The organism is Streptomyces sp. cg40, assembly GCF_050320165.1.
In the GTDB taxonomy this organism is placed as follows: domain Bacteria; phylum Actinomycetota; class Actinomycetes; order Streptomycetales; family Streptomycetaceae; genus Streptomyces; species Streptomyces hokutonensis.
In genome coordinates, this window is sequence record NZ_CP190128.1 from 7,166,394 (window position 1) to 7,182,923 (window position 16,530).

The 16,530-nt window shown below is 70.2% G+C and carries 17 protein-coding genes; 10 read left to right on the forward strand and 7 right to left on the reverse strand.

The features are described 5' to 3' along the window. Nucleotides 1-4 precede the first annotated feature (4 nt). The 7 genes from ACQHII_RS32240 (at nt 5) to ACQHII_RS32270 (ending at nt 5,663) form a co-directional block, all read left to right on the forward strand. A complete protein-coding gene (locus tag ACQHII_RS32240; RefSeq protein WP_427922560.1) occupies nt 5-1,306 on the forward strand; it encodes a hemolysin family protein in 1,302 nt (433 codons plus the stop codon). Between the two features lie 5 nt (nt 1,307-1,311). Continuing rightward, nucleotides 1,312-1,602, forward strand: coding sequence for a hypothetical protein (locus ACQHII_RS32245; protein ID WP_427922561.1), 291 nt, complete (start codon nt 1,312-1,314; stop codon nt 1,600-1,602). Beyond that, nucleotides 1,599-1,958 (forward strand): MmcQ/YjbR family DNA-binding protein, encoded by a 360-nt coding sequence (locus tag ACQHII_RS32250; RefSeq protein WP_427922562.1) that lies wholly within the window; start codon nt 1,599-1,601, stop codon nt 1,956-1,958. The genes ACQHII_RS32245 and ACQHII_RS32250 overlap by 4 nt, the downstream gene beginning before the upstream one ends. A gap of 36 nt (nt 1,959-1,994) precedes the next feature. Beyond that, nucleotides 1,995-2,348, forward strand: coding sequence for a cytidine deaminase (locus ACQHII_RS32255; protein WP_427922563.1), 354 nt, complete (start codon nt 1,995-1,997; stop codon nt 2,346-2,348). Between the two features lie 222 nt (nt 2,349-2,570). After that, entirely contained in the window at nt 2,571-3,056 is a 486-nt protein-coding gene (locus tag ACQHII_RS32260) for a hypothetical protein (RefSeq protein ID WP_427922564.1), read from the forward strand. Between the two features lie 197 nt (nt 3,057-3,253). Further along, the gene (locus ACQHII_RS32265; RefSeq protein WP_427922565.1) at nt 3,254-4,570 is read left to right on the forward strand and encodes a beta-xylosidase; all 1,317 of its coding nucleotides are present in this window, start codon (nt 3,254-3,256) and stop codon (nt 4,568-4,570) included. Between the two features lie 79 nt (nt 4,571-4,649). Continuing rightward, the gene (locus tag ACQHII_RS32270; protein ID WP_427922566.1) at nt 4,650-5,663 is read left to right on the forward strand and encodes a WxL protein peptidoglycan domain-containing protein; all 1,014 of its coding nucleotides are present in this window, start codon (nt 4,650-4,652) and stop codon (nt 5,661-5,663) included. On the opposite strand, the gene ACQHII_RS32275 is transcribed toward ACQHII_RS32270, so the two are convergent. Together ACQHII_RS32275 and ACQHII_RS32280 are read right to left on the reverse strand one after the other, a co-directional pair. After that, nucleotides 5,557-5,895: a P-II family nitrogen regulator gene (locus ACQHII_RS32275; RefSeq protein WP_200682139.1), complete on the reverse strand. Its 339-nt coding sequence runs from the start codon at nt 5,893-5,895 to the stop codon at nt 5,557-5,559. The two genes, ACQHII_RS32270 and ACQHII_RS32275, sit on opposite strands and share 107 nt — an antisense overlap. Next, nucleotides 5,892-7,232, reverse strand: a complete 1,341-nt coding sequence (locus ACQHII_RS32280) for an ammonium transporter (RefSeq protein WP_427922567.1) — start codon at nt 7,230-7,232, stop codon at nt 5,892-5,894. The genes ACQHII_RS32275 and ACQHII_RS32280 overlap by 4 nt, the downstream gene beginning before the upstream one ends. Nucleotides 7,233-7,385: 153 nt before the next feature. On the opposite strand from ACQHII_RS32280, the gene era reads away from it, so the two are divergent. Then, the gene (gene era / locus ACQHII_RS32285) at nt 7,386-8,354 is read left to right on the forward strand and encodes a GTPase Era (RefSeq protein WP_427922568.1); all 969 of its coding nucleotides are present in this window, start codon (nt 7,386-7,388) and stop codon (nt 8,352-8,354) included. Nucleotides 8,355-8,534: 180 nt separating this feature from the next. On the opposite strand, the gene ACQHII_RS32290 is transcribed toward era, so the two are convergent. Next, a complete protein-coding gene (locus ACQHII_RS32290; protein WP_427922569.1) occupies nt 8,535-9,389 on the reverse strand; it encodes a helix-turn-helix transcriptional regulator in 855 nt (284 codons plus the stop codon). Between the two features lie 123 nt (nt 9,390-9,512). On the opposite strand from ACQHII_RS32290, the gene ACQHII_RS32295 reads away from it, so the two are divergent. Then, complete coding sequence (locus tag ACQHII_RS32295) at nt 9,513-10,367, forward strand: NAD-dependent epimerase/dehydratase family protein (protein ID WP_427925458.1); 855 nt, start codon at nt 9,513-9,515, stop codon at nt 10,365-10,367. Nucleotides 10,368-10,373: 6 nt separating this feature from the next. Here the strand turns inward: ACQHII_RS32295 and ACQHII_RS32300 are convergent, their stop codons facing one another. The 4 genes from ACQHII_RS32300 to ACQHII_RS32315 are packed head-to-tail and all read right to left on the reverse strand — an operon-like array spanning nt 10,374 to nt 14,415. Beyond that, nucleotides 10,374-11,645, reverse strand: a complete 1,272-nt coding sequence (locus ACQHII_RS32300; protein ID WP_427922570.1) for an MFS transporter — start codon at nt 11,643-11,645, stop codon at nt 10,374-10,376. Next, nucleotides 11,642-12,982 (reverse strand): GH1 family beta-glucosidase, encoded by a 1,341-nt coding sequence (locus ACQHII_RS32305; RefSeq protein WP_427922571.1) that lies wholly within the window; start codon nt 12,980-12,982, stop codon nt 11,642-11,644. Before ACQHII_RS32305 ends, ACQHII_RS32300 begins: the two co-directional genes overlap by 4 nt. Nucleotides 12,983-13,028: 46 nt before the next feature. Next, nucleotides 13,029-13,295 carry a protealysin inhibitor emfourin gene (locus ACQHII_RS32310; protein ID WP_427922572.1) on the reverse strand — a complete coding sequence of 89 codons (267 nt, stop codon included), beginning with the start codon at nt 13,293-13,295 and terminating at the stop codon, nt 13,029-13,031. Nucleotides 13,296-13,344: 49 nt separating this feature from the next. Further along, entirely contained in the window at nt 13,345-14,415 is a 1,071-nt protein-coding gene (locus ACQHII_RS32315) for a M4 family metallopeptidase (RefSeq protein WP_427922573.1), read from the reverse strand. Nucleotides 14,416-14,716: 301 nt separating this feature from the next. Here ACQHII_RS32315 and leuA point away from each other — a divergent pair, with 301 nt between their 5' ends. Next, nucleotides 14,717-16,447, forward strand: coding sequence for a 2-isopropylmalate synthase (gene leuA / locus ACQHII_RS32320; protein ID WP_427922574.1), 1,731 nt, complete (start codon nt 14,717-14,719; stop codon nt 16,445-16,447). Nucleotides 16,448-16,530 lie beyond the last annotated feature (83 nt).

Consider the following 16,530-nt stretch of genomic DNA (forward strand, 5'->3'; position numbering starts at 1 on the left):
GCTGATGAATCCTCAGATCGTCCTCGGTGCCGTCGCCCTTGTCGTGGTCGCCTGGCTCGCCGCCTGCGCGGAGGCGGGCCTCGCGCGCGTCTCCAGCTTCCGCGCCGAGGAGGCCGTACGGTCCGGCCGGCGCGGCAGCGCGAAGCTCGCGCAGGTCGCCGCCGACCCGACCCGCTATCTCAATGTCGCGCTGCTGGTCAGGGTGGCCTGCGAGATGGCCGCCGCCGCGCTGGTCACCTACGAGTGCCTGCACGTGATCCGCGGGACCGCGCCCGCGCTGCTCGCGGCGATCGGTGTCATGGTCCTCGTGTCGTACGTCGCGGTGGGGGTGTCCCCGCGCACCATCGGGCGGCAGCATCCGCTGAACACGGCGACCGCGGCGGCGTACGTGCTGCTGCCGCTCGCGCGGATCATGGGCCCGATCCCGTATCTGCTGATCCTGATCGGCAACGCGCTCACGCCCGGCAAGGGTTTCCGGCGCGGTCCGTTCGCGTCCGAGGCCGAGCTGCGGGCGCTGGTGGACCTCGCCGAGAAGGAGTCGCTGATCGAGGACGAGGAGCGCCGGATGGTGCACTCGGTCTTCGAGCTCGGCGACACCCTCGTGCGTGAAGTCATGGTCCCCCGCACGGACTTGGTGGTCATCGAGCGCTACAAGACGATCCGCCAGGCCCTCACCCTCGCGCTCCGCTCCGGCTTCTCGCGCATTCCGGTGACCGGGGAGAGCGAGGACGACATCGTCGGGATCGTGTACCTGAAGGACCTGGTCCGCAAGACGCACATCAGCCGGGACGCCGAGTCGGAGCTGGTGTCGACGGCCATGCGCCCGGCGTCCTTCGTCCCGGACACCAAGAACGCCGGTGATCTGCTGCGCGAGATGCAGCAGGAGCGCAATCACGTGGCCGTCGTCATCGACGAGTACGGCGGCACGGCAGGCATCGTCACCATCGAGGACATCCTGGAGGAGATCGTCGGCGAGATCACCGACGAGTACGACCGGGAGCTCCCTCCGGTGGAGGAGCTGGGCGACGACCGCTACCGGGTGACCGCGCGACTGGACATCGGCGACCTGGGGGAGCTCTACGGCTTCGAGGCCTACGACGACGAGGACGTGGAGACGGTCGGCGGACTGCTCGCGAAGGCGCTGGGCAGGGTCCCGATCGCCGGTGCCTCCTCCGTCGTGGAACTGCCGGACGGCCGCGAACTGCGCCTCACGGCGGAGGCCTCGGCGGGCCGCCGCAACAAGATCGTCACGGTGCTGGTGGAGCCGGTGGGCTCGGCCGGCGCCGAGGAGAAACCGGAGGAGTGACGCGGGTGACGGAGGCCGACGGGGGACCGGTGGCCCGGATGCGGGTGATCAACAGCGGTACGGCGATGCTGGAGTTGATCCTTGAGCCCTACGGCAGCGACCACTGGCTGCGGCCCGGGGAGACCTTCGTGGTCGTGACGTACGGCTTCGGCGACAGCGAGCCCTTCGAGGTCGAGCACGAACCGGCGACGGTGACGGTGAACCTCGGCGGCCACGGATATGTGACCGACCTGCACGGCGACGAGATCGACTGCGCCCACGGCCGCCCGGCGACCGGCGAGGAGACGACCGTATGACCCCCGGCGGACTGCGTGACTTCTGCCTCTCCTTCAACGCGGCGGTGGAGGACTTCCCCTTCTCCCCCGAGATGTCCGTCTTCAAGGTCCTGGGCAAGCTCTTCGCCCTGACCCGGCTGGACGGGCGGCCCCTCACGGTCAACCTCAAGTGCGACCCGGAGGACGCGATCCGGCTCCGGGAGGAGTACGAGGGGCTGATCGTCCCCGGGTATCACATGAACAAGCGGCACTGGAACACGGTGACGGTGGACGGGGACCTTCCGGACCGGGTTCTCAGGGAGCTGATCGAGGACTCGTACGACCTGGTCGTCGCGGGGTTGCCGCGGGCCGAACGGCTCCGCCTCGACCGGCCCTGAGGGACGCGCGAGGCCGGTCCTTCGTATGCTCTGTCCATGACCGACAGCAGCGCGCTTGACCCCGAGGACCGCAAGATCGTCACCCTGGCCCGTTCGGCCCGGGCCCGCAACGGTGTGCCCGAGGGCGCCGCTGTGCGGGACGAGACCGGGCGGACGTATGTCGCCGGGACGGTCGCCCTCGAGTCGCTGAAGCTGAGCGCGTTGCAGACGGCGGTGGCGATGGCGGTGGCGTCCGGCGCGAAGTCGCTGGAGGCGGCGGCGGTGGTGACGGAGGCGGAGTCCGCGTCGGCGGAGGACCGGGCGGCCGTACGGGATCTGGGCGGGCCGGAGACGCCTGTGCTGGTGGCCGCGCCGGACGGGGTTGTGCGGCGGACGGTGACCGCGGGCTGACACGCCCCCACTCGCCGGACCGTAACCGTGTCCGGAATTAACCCGTCCAGATTTCGCCCTTGCTCTCTCCGCGTCTCCCGCGCATCAATGGAACCGTAAGTTCCGACGGACCGTCAGATTCTGCTCGTGTGGCGCACCGCACCGCGTCCGTGAGTGGGGCTGAGGTGTTTCTCCCGTCCATCCCCACATGGCGTTCCCAGACTCGGGAAGGGATCCGGATCCATGAAAGGCAAGCTGAGAAGCAAGCGAATCGGAACGGGTGCGGCACTGGTGACGGGGGTCCTCGCGGCCACCTCGCTGGCGTTCGCGCCCAGCGCGCTCGCCGTCACTCCCCAGACGGCGACGATCACCGCGGACTGCGGCATCTTCGGCGGCGGTGCGGCCACACTCACGGCCACGCAGGACGGGACGGCGGCCACGATCACCGTCAACTCGTCCATCACTGCTCCGCTGCCCCTGGCGCAGGACTCGATCGCCTCCACCTTCACCTTCGTGAACGCGAGCGGCGGCACCACCGACTTCAGCGGGACGGTGAACCCGGCCATGGCGACCGGCGACGCCGTCACCGTCGGCCCGCTCAGTGGCACCGTCGCCTCCGGTGACAGCCTGGAGGCGTACGGCGGCTCGCTGAAGATGACCATCTTCGGTATCGCCGTGACCTGTACGGCCACCGCGGCGCAGTCGCCGGGCCCGTTCGTGTTCGACTGAGAAGTCGCCCGAGAAGTCGCCCGACAATTCCCCCCACGGGCTCAACTGGGCCGTCAGCTCCCGCTGTTGGGCGGGAGCTGACGGTCCATCAGTTTATTTGTCCGTCTCCATTGACTTCTCACGCGATCCCCACATCAATGCCCCCTGTGGGCGCGGACGAGCCGCTGTGCCCACCGTCCTCAGGAGGGGGCACAGCCATGGCTACGACAACCCGAAGACGCCGTTGGGCGTCGGTGCTCGGGGTGACCGCGCTCGCGGTCGCCACGGGCGGCGCGCTGGCCTGTCCGGCCGGCGCGTCGACGAACGTGGACTTCGCCACGCACTGCATCCCGCCGGCGGTGGCGGGCATCCCGCCGATCGACGGCACCACGACCGCCGCGATCACGGTGGACAACACCGCGCCGAAGGTCGGCGACACGGTCACCGTGACCTACACCGTGGTCAAGCCGGCCGCCAGCAACCCGACGGCGATCGCCCTGCCGGCCGACATCATGACGCCGACCGGGAAGGTCACCCTCGGCGGTGCCCAGACCGGCAGTGTCACGGTCGCCGGGCCCAAGAAGAACGACCCGGTGCCGGGCAACGGCGCCTTCCCGTCGTTCTCCATGACCGGCACCTTCACGGTCACCACTCCGGGCGCGATCACCCTCTCGCCCGGCGACTACAACATCCACACCAGCTACATCCTTGAGCTGGACACCCCCTGCACGGTGACGAACCCGCCGGCGCCGGTCTCCGAGACCGTCACCGCGACCGCCACCGTCCCGGTCAACACCCGTGCGATCAGCCTGGGTTCGGCCTCCGGCAACGCAGGTGACAGCGTCACCGTCACCGGCAGCAACTTCACCCCGGGTGCCACCGTGACCCTGGCCGGACGGTCCGGCAGCGCCCAGACCGCGGACACGGCGACCGTCACGGCATCCAGTGCCGGCACCATCAGCGGCTCGCTGGTCGTCAACGACAAGACGACGACCGGGATCGTGGCGTACGAGGGCAGTGCGTGGAGTGCCGATCTGGGTGCCGGTCCGGCCGCCTATGTCGTCAACGACACCACGCCCGTTCCGCCGGGGAGTCAGAAGCTGACGACCACCGTCAAGGCGGGCAGTCTGTCGATGTCGCAGGCCGGGGACGCCGTGGGCCTCTCCGCCGTCGACTTCGGCAAGGGCGGTGCCTCCACGGGCGCCCTCAACACGGTGACGGTCCAGGACTTCCGCGGCGGACCCGCGGGCTGGTCCCTGACCGGCAAGGTCACCGACTTCACCGGTCCCGGCGCCAAGATCGATGCCGGGGCGCTGAGTTGGACTCCCGCCTGCGCCACCAAGGCGGGCAGCCCGAGCACCTGTGTCGCCGGTTCGGCCGGCACGGTGGGCTCTTCGGGTGCGACGCTCGCGTCCACGCCCGACGGGACGGTCACCGGCGGCGAGTTCACCGTCGACGCCGGACTCTCCCTGAACGTACCGGCGTTCACGCCTCCGGGCTCGTACTCCGGCGTTCTGACGCTCACGCTCACCTGACCGTCCGAACTCACCTCCGGTGGCCGGGCGCCCGCACCCGCCCGACCGCCGCACACCACGTCCGTGGGGGTCCGCACCCATGCGCAAGCTGTACGTCCTCCTCCTGAGTCTGTGCTTCGGCGTGCTCGCCGCGCCGTCGTCCCACGCCGCCGACAACGGCAGTTGGTCCGTGTACCCGGCCGCCTCGCAGATCGCCGCGCGGCCGTACTTCTATCTCTCCGCCGACCCCGGCCAGACCATCCAGGACAAGGTGGTCGTCGCCAACAAGACGGCGCAGCCCCTCACCTTCCGCCTCTACGCGGCCGACGCCTACAACACCGCGCGCGACGGCGGGTTCGCCGTGCGGACGGTGAAGGAGAAGATGCGCGGGGTGGGCGCGTGGGCGAAGCCCACCAAATCCCAAGTCACCGTCCCCGCCCACAAGTCGGTCACCGTGCCGTTCACCCTGCACGTGCCCGAAGGCGCCGAACCGGGCGACCACCCGGGCGCGTTGGTCGCCCTCGACGAGCGCGTCGACAAGGGCGACGGATCACTCGCGCTCGGCGTACAGCGGGCCGTCGGCGCCCGTGTCTACCTCCGGGTGAGCGGACCCACACTGCCCGCGCTCGCCGTCGAGCACGTCCACATCGCCCATCACCAGCCGCTGGTACCGGGGTTGGGGAGCAGCGAAGCGACGATCTCCTACACGCTGCACAACACCGGCAACGTCACCCTCGACCCGAAGGTGACGCTGAAGGCGCAGGGTCTGTTCGGCCGGACGCTGCTCTCGCGCGGACTGACCCGGATCCCGGCCGAGTTGCTGCCCGGGCAGAGCGTGAAGCTGACCGAGCCGTGGAAGGGGGCGCCCCAACTCGACTGGGGCGACGTCACGTTGACCGCGAGCGCGACCGGTACGAAGCAGTCGGCGAGCGCGTCGTTCTTCGCGCTGCCCTGGCTCGCGGCGGCGCTGCTGCTCGCGGTCGGGTTCGTCGGGGGAGTGCTGGCGGTCAGAGCGCGTCGGGGCCGCGCTCGCCCGTCCGTACCCGTACGACCGTCTCGACCGGAATCGACCACACCTTCCCGTCCCCGATCTTCCCCGTCTGCGCGGCCTTGACGATCGCGTCGATCACGGCGTCCGAGTCCGCGTCGTCGACGACGACCTCGATCCGCACCTTCGGCACGAGGTCGACGCGGTACTCGGCGCCCCGGTACACCTCGGTGTGCCCGCGCTGCCGGCCGTAGCCGCTGGCCTCGGTGACGGTCAGGCCGTGCACGCCGAGCTCCTGGAGCGCCGTCTTGACCTCGTCGAGGCGGTACGGCTTGACGATCGCGGTGATGAGCTTCATGGCTGGGACGTGACCTTCTGGAGGGAGGGGACGGACGGGCCGACCGGGGCTCCGTGCCCCAGGACGCCGTGATCGTATGCGGTCTCTGCGTGCACCGTAAGGTCCAGCCCCGTCCGCTCCTCCTCTTCACTCGCCCGCAGCCCCATCACCCTGTCGAGCAGCTTCCCGATCCCGTACGTCACGAGGAACGCGTACGCCCCTACGGCGGCCACGGCCACCAGCTGCTTGCCGAGCTGGGCGAGCCCGCCGCCGTAGAGGAGCCCTTCCGGGCCGCCGGTCATCGAGGTGACCGCGAAGACGCCGATCAGGAGGGTGCCGATGACGCCGCCGACCAGGTGGACGCCGACGACGTCGAGCGAGTCGTCGTAGTTCAGCCTGAACTTCCAGCCGACCGCGTACGAGCAGACGGCACCGGCGGTGAGGCCGACGACCAGCGCGCCGAGGAGCGAGACCGAGCCGCAGGACGGGGTGATGGCGACCAGGCCGGCGACCGCGCCGGAGGCCGCGCCCAGGGTGGTGGGGTGGCCGTCGCGCTTCTGCTCGACGAAGAGCCAGCCGAGGAGGCCGGTGCAGCCGGCGGCGAGCGTGTTGAGGAAGGCCGCGGCGGCGAGGCCGTTGGCGCCGAGCGCGGAGCCCGCGTTGAAGCCGAACCAGCCGAACCAGAGCAGGCCCGCGCCCAGCATGACCATGGGGAGGTTGTGCGGCCGCATGGCGTCCTTCTTGAAGCCGAGGCGGGGGCCGACCACCAAGCACAGGGCCAGCCCGGAGGCTCCGGACGTGATCTCGACCGGGAGGCCGCCCGCGAAATCGAGGGCGCCGAGGTGCGCCGCGATCCAGCCGCCCGGGCCCCACACCCAGTGCGCGACGGGAACGTATACGAGCAGCGCCCAGACCGGCACGAAGACCAGCCACGCCCCGAACCGCACCCGGTCCGCGACCGCGCCGCTGATCAGCGCGGCCGTGATGATCGCGAAGGTGAGCTGGAAGGTGGCGAAGAGGAGGGTGGGGACGGTGCCGTGGACGGAGTCCGGGCCGAGGCCCGCCATGCCGGCGTGCTTGAGGCCGCCCAGCAGCCCGCCGCCGATGTCGTCCCCGAACGCGAGCGAGTAACCGGCCGCCAGCCACACCACCGTGACCAGGGCGATCGACACGAAACTCATCATCAGCATGTTGAGGACGCTCTTCGTGCGGACCATGCCGCCGTAGAAGAGGGCCAGGCCCGGGGTCATCAGCAGGACCAGGGCGGTGGCGGCGAGCAGCCAGGCGGTGTCGCCGGTGTCGATGCGCCCGGCGGCGAGTGCGGCGGTGGGGGTCACGGTCGTCACGGTCGTCTCCAACGGTGTGGGGGCTCGTCAGAGGGTCACCGGCCTGGGTTTCCGGTTGTGCACGTCCGTGTTTCCGTGACGTTTCATTGCGTCGGGGTTACCGAAAGCTCACCGTGTGAGGCTCCGGTGGACTGTTGTGCGGCGCGGGCCTGTGGATCAGGGACAATGGGCGCCATGAGCGTTCGTACCCCGTCATCCAAGCCGTCCGCGTCGTCGGAGGCTCCTCACCGCGCCGGCTTCGCCTGCTTCGTGGGCCGCCCCAACGCGGGCAAGTCCACCCTTACGAATGCTCTGGTCGGCCAGAAGGTGGCGATCACCGCCAACCAGCCGCAGACCACGCGGCACACGGTCCGCGGCATCGTCCACCGGCCGGACGCGCAGCTGATCCTGGTCGACACCCCTGGCCTGCACAAGCCGCGCACGCTGCTCGGGCAGCGGCTCAACGACATCGTCCGCACGACGTGGGCCGAGGTCGACGTCATCGGCTTCTGTCTGCCGGCGAACGAGAAGCTGGGCCCGGGCGACCGTTTCATCGCGAAGGAACTGGCGTCCATCAAGAAGACGCCGAAGATCGCGATCATCACGAAGACCGACCTCGTCGACTCGAAGACCCTCGCCGAGCAGCTCATCGCCGTCGACCAGCTCGGCAAGGAGCTGGGGTTCGAGTGGGCGGAGATCGTGCCGGTGTCGGCGGTCGCGGACCAGCAGGTGGATCTGCTGGCGGACCTGCTCATCCCGCTGCTCCCGGAGGGGCCGGCGCTCTACCCCGAGGGTGACCTCACCGACGAGCCCGAGCAGGTCATGATCGCGGAACTGATCCGTGAGGCGGCGCTGGAGGGTGTGCGTGACGAACTCCCGCACTCCATCGCCGTCGTCGTCGAGGAGATGCTGCCCCGCGAGGACCGGCCCGCCGACAAGCCGCTCCTCGACATCCACGCCTTCGTCTACATCGAGCGGCCGAGCCAGAAGGGCATCATCATCGGCCCGAAGGGCGCGCGGCTGAAGCAGGTCGGGATCAAGTCGCGCAAGCAGATCGAGGCGTTGCTGGGGACGCCGGTGTTCCTGGACCTGCATGTGAAGGTGGCGAAGGACTGGCAGCGGGATCCTCGGCAGTTGCGGAAGCTGGGGTTCTAGAGGCCGGTTGGGGTTCTGCGGGCTTTTTCGCCCCCGCCGCCCCTACCCGTCCCGTCCTTCTGGGGCTCCGCCCCAGACCCCGCTCCTCAAACGCCGGAGGGGCTGAGTCGATGTCGGCCGGGACTTTCAAGCGCTGGTCCGCATTACTCAGCCCGTCCGGCGTTTGAGGACGAGGCCCCTTCAGGGCCGATGGGCGGCGGGAGTCATGTCCTGCACGCCTATCACCCGCAGCAGCTGCAAGCGCTCGTAGGACTCCGTCCCCGGGCGCGCCGTGTGGATGACCAGGAGGTAGTGGTCGTCCTGGTTCAGGAGGACCTCGCAGTCCAGTTCCAGGAGGCCGACGAGCGGGTGGCGGAAGCGCTTCGTGGACTGTCGGCGTACGGCCACCTCGTGCTGGTCCCACAGGTGGGCGAACTCCTCGCTGCCCGCCCGTAGTTCGGCCACGAGGGCGGCCGGTTCCGGGTCGTCGGGGCGGGCCGCGGCCACCGCCCGGAGGTTCGCCACGTGGGCGCGGGCGTGCTCCGGGATGTCCTCCGGGGGGAACAGTTCCCGTGAGGCGGGGTTCAGGAAGAAGCGGCGGAGCATGTTGCGCTCCCGGGGCGGGCGGGCGAACGCGTCGCCCGACAGCGCCCGTGCCATCGCGTTCTGCGCGATCACCTCACCGCAGTCGCTGGACACGTGCGCCGGGGTGTCGTGCAGCCGGTCCAGGACCAGCAGGAGGGCCGGCCGCAGGTGCGCGCTCCCGCCGCCCCGGCGCGGGGGTTCCTCCCCCGTCAGGTGGAAGAGGTGGTCGCGTTCGTCGTCGGTGAGGCGGAGCGCCCGCGCCAGCGCCGTGAGCATCTGGCGGGACGGGCGCGGGCCCCGGGACTGTTCGAGGCGCGTGTAGTAGTCCACGGACATCCCGGCGAGCTGTGCCACCTCCTCGCGGCGCAGTCCCGGCGTACGGCGGCGGGCGCCGGCCGTGAGGCCCACGTCGGAGGGGTCCAGGCGGGCCCGGCCCCGGCGCAGGAAGTCGGCGAGTTCGGCTCGGTTCACGCTTCCAGCGTGCGGCAGTGGGCCCGGCTTATCCAGGGACTGCCGATCCCCTGATCGGAAGGTCTCTCCCGGCCGCGCCGGATCCGGCCGAGGCTGGTGGCACCAGATCGTGAGGAGCAGATGATGTTGACACTGGTGACGGGTTCGACGGGACAGGTCGGCCGGCGCTTCGTACCGAGGCTGCTGGCGCAGGCGAGGGCGGGGGAGCAGGTGCGGGTGATCGTGCGGGACGCGGCCCGCGCCGAGCGCTTCGCGGAACTGGGCGCAGAGGTCGTCGTAGGCGATCTGCGCGACACCGACGACCTCGGAAAGGCGGTCTCCGGCGCCGACGCGGTCGTGAACGTCGCCGCGTCCTTCCGCGGCGTACCGGACGAGGAGGCCTGGGCCGTCAACCACGAGGCGGCGGTCGCCCTGGGGAAGGCCGCGCTGGCCTCGGGCGTACGGCGCTTCGTGCAGGTGAGCACCGGAATGGTGTACGGCGTGGGACGTGGTCGCCCGCTGACCGAGGAGGACGAGAGCCGGCCCGGCGGCAAGATGTGGGGCGCCTACAACGAGTCGAAGGTGGCCGCCGAACGCGAGCTTCTCGCTCTCGACACCATGGACGTCCGCGTCGCCCGCCTCCCCTTCGTCTACGGCGAGGGCGACCCCCACCTCGCCAACTCCCTCCAGTGGGCCGCGAACTGGGCCTCGAACCAGCGCCTCCACATGGGTCACCACGCGGACGTCGCCCAGGGCCTGCTGCGTGTCCTGCACGCTCCGGGAGTCGCCGGCCGCGTCTACAACATCGCCGACGACGCCCCGGTCACCGCGCTTGAACTGCACCTGCTGAACGGGGTCGAGGTCCCCGCCGGTCTCGACCGGAACACCGACCCCGACCCGTGGTTCGGCGTCATGTCCACCGAGCGGATCAAACGAGAGCTGGGCTACCGCCCGCTGTACCCGTCCGTCTGGGCGGCCCGGGACGCCGGCGCCCTCTGACCCGCCTCAGTCCACCCCCCGAATCCGCCGCACCAGCAGCGCCCCCGCCATCCCGATCACCGCCGACACCAGATACAGCACCCGGTATCCGCCCAGATAGGTGACGATCGGCGCGGCCAGGGCGGGGGCCGCGACCTGGGGAAGGGCGTTGGCGACGTTGATGACGCCGAGGTCCTTGCCGCGGTCCAGGGCCTTGGGGAGTACGTCCGTCATCAGGGCGAAGTCGACCGAGGTGAAGACGCCGAAGCCGATGCCGAGGAGGGCCGCCGAGGCCACCGCGCCGGGCCAGGTCTGCCAGCCCGCCAGCACCGCCGTCGCCACCGCCATCAGGACGCCGGACCAGATCACGAACGGCTTGCGGCGGCCGACCCGGTCGGACCACACTCCGCCGACCACCACCGTGGCCAGCAGGGTCAGCCCGTTCACCGCCGTCAGGATCAGGACCCCCTGGTCCGGGTCGTGGTAGTGCAGGCGGTCGCGCAGGTAGTACAGGAGGTACAGCAGCACCAGGGCGTTGCTCAGGTTGATCAGGAAGCGGGTCAGCCAGGCCCAGCCGAGGTCGGGGTAGCGGCGCGGGCTCAGCCAGAAGCCCTTCGCGAAACTCCGCCAGGACCACAACGGGCGCTCCGCCGGGGACAGTTGGAGGTCCTTGTAGCGCAGGACGTACGGCAGCACACCCACCGCCGTGAACACCGCGCACGCCACATAGCCCGCCCCGATGCCCCCGGCCGCCGTAGCGAGGCCCGTGCCGCCGACCACGCCCAGGATCTGCGCGGCGCCCAACCAGCCGCCCACAGAGCCCCGTTGGAGGCGCGGTACGCGGTCGGGGACGGCCGCGGTGACCGCCGCGAAGGCCGCGTTCAGGGTGAGCTGGACCAGGCACCACCCGGCCGCCATCGTCCACACCCCGCCCGCACCCGCGAGCAGCAGCAACGACAGCGCCCCGCCCGCCGACCCGGCCACGATCCACGGCGTACGGCGGCCCCACCGGGACGTCGTACGGTCGGACAGCGCGCCGAAGAGCGGATTGGCGACCAGGGACACCAGCGCGCCCGCGCCGGTCACCCACGCGAGCATCGTCTCCTTGGACATGCCGGTGCCCGGCGCGAAGTCCTTGGCCTGGGAGGCCAGCAGGATCTGGAGCGGGCCGTACCAGCCCACCCAGATCGCCCCGTTGGCGAGCGAGAGCGCGGAGGTCCAGCCCCGGCCGACGCGTTCGACGGGCTCGGCGAGGGCGCCGGGCGCGGAGAGCGCGTCCGCCGCGTCGGCCGTGGTCATCCCTGTCCCCGCTCTCTCTGGGCCCGCAGCAGGCCCTGGAACCAGCCGTACGACGCCTTCGGGGTCCGCGCCAGCGTCTCGTAGTCGACGTGGACGAGGCCGAAGCGGCGCTCGTAGCCCTCCGCCCACTCGAAGTTGTCGAGGAGCGACCACACGAAGTAGCCGCGGACGTCCACGCCGGCCTCCAACGCCCCGTGCAGCGCCCGGACATGGCCGTCCAGGTAGGTGATCCGGTCCTGGTCGTCGAGGCCGTCGTAGGAGCAGCCGTTCTCGGTGATGACGACGGGCGGGAGGCGGTCGCCGTAGCGGTCGCGGAAGGTGGTGAGGAGTTCGGTGAGGCCCTCGGGGACCACGGGCCAGCCGAAGTCGGTGACCGGGACGCCCTCGATCTCCCTTACGGAGAAGGGGAGTTCGGCCGGGAGGGTCAGGCCGCCGAACTCGATCTCCGCGCCCTGGGGTGCGCCGACCCGGCTCGGCGCGTAGTAGTTGACGCCGTACCAGTCGATCGGTTCGGCGATCACCTTCAGGTCGGACTCGACGTCACCGGGCATCAACTCGCCCAGCCCGGACGGGTATTCGCCGAGGATCAGGGGTTCCGCGAACAGGCGGTTCAGCAGCAGGTCGTAGAAGTTCGCCGCCTCGATGTCCTCCGGCTCCTGCGAGGCCGGCCAGGTCGGGCCGTGCGAGTTGGCGATCCCGATGTCGCCGGCACCGGCCGCGCGCAGGGCCCGTACCGCCAGGCCGTGGGCGAGGAGTTGATGGTGGGCGACCGGGAGCGCGTCGAAGAGCAGCGTCTTCCCCGGGGCGTGGGCGCCCAGCGCGTGTCCCAACAGGGTGTGTTCCGCGGGCTCGTTGAGGGTGATCCACTTCTTCACCCGGTCGCCCAGCCGCTCGGCCACCACCGACACGTACTCCGCGAAACGGGATGCCGTGTCCCGGTCCATCCAGTCAAGACCGGCCGGGAGGTCCCAGTGGAACAGAGTCGGGACCGGGCGGACGCCCGCCGCGAGCAGGTCGTCGACGAGACGGTCGTAGAAGTCGAGGCCGCCGGGGGAGTTCACCCGCGGCCAGGAGATCGAGAAGCGGTACGCGTCCACGCCGAGGCCGGCCAGGAGGGTCACGTCCTCGCGGTGGCGGTGGAAGTGGTCGCAGGCCACCGCCGCCGTGGAACCGTCCTTGATCCGGCCCGGCTCGGTCTCGAACACGTCCCAGACGGAGGGCTCGCGCTCGTCCGCCGCACCCTCGATCTGGTGGGCCGAGGTCGACACGCCCCAGAGGAAATCGGCCGGGAACCGGGGTATCGGATTGCCTGCATCAGTCGCCATGCGCCGGATCATCCGTACCGGTGGTAACGGGTGTCAACGGGCGGGCGTGAACAAGCAGTTACGCACCTTCCTTCAACACCCTCTGGATCAGTGTCCGTTGCTCCTCCGTAAGCCTGGGGTCGGCCGTGTACACGGTCTTCCCGTCCACCGTGATCTCGTAGTGGAAGCCGTCCGGGACACCGGACTTGGGCGTGCGCCGGCCGTCGGCGACCGCCCGCTCGGCCAGCGCGTGCCACTCATGGGCGTCGGGCCGCGCCGAGGTGTCGACCTCGCCGCGGCGCTCGATGCCACCGAAACCGCCCGTGCGCCGTACCTGAATACGCATGGGTCCTGTCTAGTACGGATACGGGCCCGGCGCGACCAGGAGAGTGCGGCTACGACGAGATCGGCACCCCGACCTGCTCCCACGCCTTCTGCACGGCCTGGAGTTCCTCGCCGCCGTCCCCGAACCGGGTCTTCGCGGCGGCGACGGTGAGCGTGGCGAAGTCGGTGAACAGGGCGTCCTTCTTGAGTTCGCCGCCGGTCAGCACGTCGTACCAGATCTGTCCCGCCTTCTCCCAGGCGTGCCCGCCGAGCGCGTCGGCGACCAGGTAGAAGGCGTGGTTGGGGATCCCGGAGTTGAGGTGCACACCGCCGTTGTCGCGCCCGGTCTTGACGTAGCCGTCCATCGTCGCGGGCTGCGGGTCCTTGCCGAGGGCGTCGTCGTCGTAGGCCGTGCCCGGGGCCTTCATGGAGCGCAGGGCGACGCCGGTGACGCGCGGGGCGAGCAGGCCCGCGCCGATCAGCCAGTCGGCCTCGGCGGCGGTCTGGCCGAGCGAGTACTGCTTGATGAGGGAGCCGAAGACGTCGGAGATCGACTCGTTCAGGGCGCCGGACTGGCCGAAGTAGGTCAGGTTCGCGGTGTACTGCGTGACGCCGTGGGTGAGTTCGTGGCCGATGACGTCGACCGGGATGGTGAAGTCGAGGAACAGCTCGCCGTCGCCGTCGCCGAACACCATCTGCTCGCCGTTCCAGAACGCGTTGTCGTACTTCACGTCGTAGTGGACGGACGCGTTGAGCGGCAGGCCCTCGCCGTCGATGGAGTGCCGGTTGAAGGCCTTCAGATACAGCTCGAAGGTGGCGCCGAGGCCCGCGTAGGCGCGGTTGACGGTCGCGTCCTTGCCGGGGTCGGAGCCCTCGGCGCGGACCTTCTTGCCGGGCAGGTCCTGCTTGTGCTTGGCGTCGTAGATCGTGCGCTTCGGCTGGTCGGTCGCGGCGGGCGCGGCGACGGTCGGCGCGCCGAGCACCGTGGTCAGCCGGCGGTGGGTGCGCTCGTAGGCGTCGCGCTGGAGGGTCTCGCGGGCGGGACCGGCGAGCGCGGGGTCCTCGTGCTGGGCGAGCTTGTCGAGGACATGCGGTGGGACGATCGTGCAGAAGACGGGCTCGAAGCCCCCGTGTGTCGTCATGCCCGGCACCTTGGCACCGAGTTATGCCGCTGTCACTACCGGCAACCATGATTGGTGAAATACAGGGACAATCATCACAGTGTCGTAGCGGAGAGTGGTATACACCGGCGGATATCCCGCATAGTGATACGGCCCCCCGCACGGCGTACGACTCGGCTACTCTGCTGAGCATCATGCGTTTCGGGCTGCTTCTCCTTAGCTGCCGCGGCGAGGGCCTGTAGTCGAGGCCGACCCCCTCCCCGCGGAGTCTGGCGTTGCGCCGTCGGCCGTCCTTCAGGACACCACGAGGAGCCCACGCATCATGGCCCAGAGCGCCAATCGCCAGCAGCCCAGTTCCATGCCGATCCACAAGTACGGCCAGTACGAGCAGGTCGACATCCCCGACCGCACCTGGCCGCAGCAGCGGATCACCGTCGCCCCCCGCTGGCTCTCCACGGACCTGCGGGACGGCAACCAGGCCCTGATCGACCCCATGTCGCCCGTGCGCAAGCGCGCGATGTTCGACCTGCTGGTCAAGATGGGCTACAAGGAGATCGAGGTCGGCTTCCCCGCCTCCGGCCAGACCGACTTCGACTTCGTGCGCTCGATCATCGAGGAAGAGGGCGCGATCCCGGACGACGTCACGATCTCCGTGCTGACCCAGGCCCGCGAGGACCTGATCGAGCGGACCGTGGAGTCCCTGAAGGGCGCCAAGCGCGCCACCCTGCACCTCTACAACGCGACCGCGCCCGTCTTCCGCCGCGTGGTCTTCCGCGGCTCCAAGGACGACATCAAGCAGATCGCCGTCGACGGCACCCGCCTGGTGATGAAGTACGCCGACGTACTGCTGGGCCCGGAGACCGAGTTCGGCTACCAGTACAGCCCCGAGATCTTCACCGACACCGAGCTGGACTTCGCGCTGGAGGTCTGCGAGGCGGTCATGGACGTCTGGCAGCCCGGCCCGGGCCGCGAGATCATCCTCAACCTGCCCGCCACCGTTGAGCGTTCGACCCCGTCCACGCACGCCGACCGCTTCGAGTGGATGGGCCGCCACCTGTCCCGCCGCGAGCACGTCGTCCTCTCCATCCACCCGCACAACGACCGCGGTACGGCCGTCGCCGCCGCCGAGCTGGCGCTGATGGCCGGCGCCGACCGCGTCGAGGGCTGCCTGTTCGGCCAGGGCGAGCGCACCGGCAACGTCGACCTGGTCACCCTGGGCATGAACCTGTTCTCCCAGGGCGTCGACCCGCAGATCGACTTCTCCGACATCGACGAGATCCGTCGTACGTGGGAGTACTGCAACCAGATGGAGGTCCACCCGCGCCACCCGTACGTGGGCGACCTGGTCTACACGTCCTTCTCCGGCTCCCACCAGGACGCCATCAAGAAGGGCTTCGACGCGATGGAGGCCGACGCCAAGGCCAAGGGCGTCACGGTCGACGACATCGAGTGGGCGGTCCCGTACCTGCCGATCGACCCGAAGGACGTCGGCCGCTCCTACGAGGCCGTCATCCGCGTCAACTCGCAGTCCGGCAAGGGCGGTATCGCGTACGTCCTGAAGAACGACCACAAGCTGGACCTGCCGCGCCGGATGCAGATCGAGTTCTCGAAGCTGATCCAGGCCAAGACGGACGCCGAGGGCGGCGAGGTCACCCCGAAGGAGATCTGGGCGACCTTCGAGGACGAGTACCTGCCGAACCCGGACAACCCCTGGGGCCGTATCCAGGTCAAGACCGGCCAGTCGACCACCGACACCGACGGCGTGGACACGCTCAAGGTCGAGGCGAGCGTCGACGGCGTCGACACCGTCCTGACCGGCTCCGGCAACGGCCCGATCTCCGCCTTCTTCGACGCCCTCCAGTCCGTCGGCATCGACGTACGGCTCCTGGACTACCAGGAGCACACGATGAGCGAGGGCGCCTCCGCGCAGGCCGCCTCGTACATCGAATGCGCGATCGACGACAAGGTTCTGTGGGGAATCGGGATCGACGCGAATACGACACGTGCCTCACTGAAGGCGGTCGTCTCGGCCGTCAACCGCGCTACCCGCTGAACCATCCTGACCGGCGGTTTACCCGTCGCCCAAGGGCCCCGTACGCCGCTCTCCGGCGGGCGGGGCCCCGTCGTTTCCCGGCC

Excerpts from the sequence above, each read along its gene's own strand:
- ACQHII_RS32315 (WP_427922573.1), bottom strand. The coding sequence starts at position 14,415 with ATGACGACACACGGGGGCTTCGAGCCCGTCTTCTGCACGATCGTCCCA.
- ACQHII_RS32250 (WP_427922562.1), top strand. The coding sequence starts at position 1,599 with ATGACCCCCGGCGGACTGCGTGACTTCTGCCTCTCCTTCAACGCGGCG.
- ACQHII_RS32260 (WP_427922564.1), top strand. The coding sequence starts at position 2,571 with ATGAAAGGCAAGCTGAGAAGCAAGCGAATCGGAACGGGTGCGGCACTG.
- ACQHII_RS32305 (WP_427922571.1), bottom strand. The coding sequence starts at position 12,982 with ATGATCCGGCGCATGGCGACTGATGCAGGCAATCCGATACCCCGGTTC.
- ACQHII_RS32270 (WP_427922566.1), top strand. The coding sequence starts at position 4,650 with ATGCGCAAGCTGTACGTCCTCCTCCTGAGTCTGTGCTTCGGCGTGCTC.
- era (WP_427922568.1), top strand. The coding sequence starts at position 7,386 with ATGGGCGCCATGAGCGTTCGTACCCCGTCATCCAAGCCGTCCGCGTCG.
- ACQHII_RS32310 (WP_427922572.1), bottom strand. The coding sequence starts at position 13,295 with ATGCGTATTCAGGTACGGCGCACGGGCGGTTTCGGTGGCATCGAGCGC.
- ACQHII_RS32275 (WP_200682139.1), bottom strand. The coding sequence starts at position 5,895 with ATGAAGCTCATCACCGCGATCGTCAAGCCGTACCGCCTCGACGAGGTC.
- ACQHII_RS32300 (WP_427922570.1), bottom strand. The coding sequence starts at position 11,645 with ATGACCACGGCCGACGCGGCGGACGCGCTCTCCGCGCCCGGCGCCCTC.
- ACQHII_RS32255 (WP_427922563.1), top strand. The coding sequence starts at position 1,995 with ATGACCGACAGCAGCGCGCTTGACCCCGAGGACCGCAAGATCGTCACC.
- ACQHII_RS32265 (WP_427922565.1), top strand. The coding sequence starts at position 3,254 with ATGGCTACGACAACCCGAAGACGCCGTTGGGCGTCGGTGCTCGGGGTG.
- ACQHII_RS32295 (WP_427925458.1), top strand. The coding sequence starts at position 9,513 with ATGTTGACACTGGTGACGGGTTCGACGGGACAGGTCGGCCGGCGCTTC.
- ACQHII_RS32240 (WP_427922560.1), top strand. The coding sequence starts at position 5 with ATGAATCCTCAGATCGTCCTCGGTGCCGTCGCCCTTGTCGTGGTCGCC.
- leuA (WP_427922574.1), top strand. The coding sequence starts at position 14,717 with ATGGCCCAGAGCGCCAATCGCCAGCAGCCCAGTTCCATGCCGATCCAC.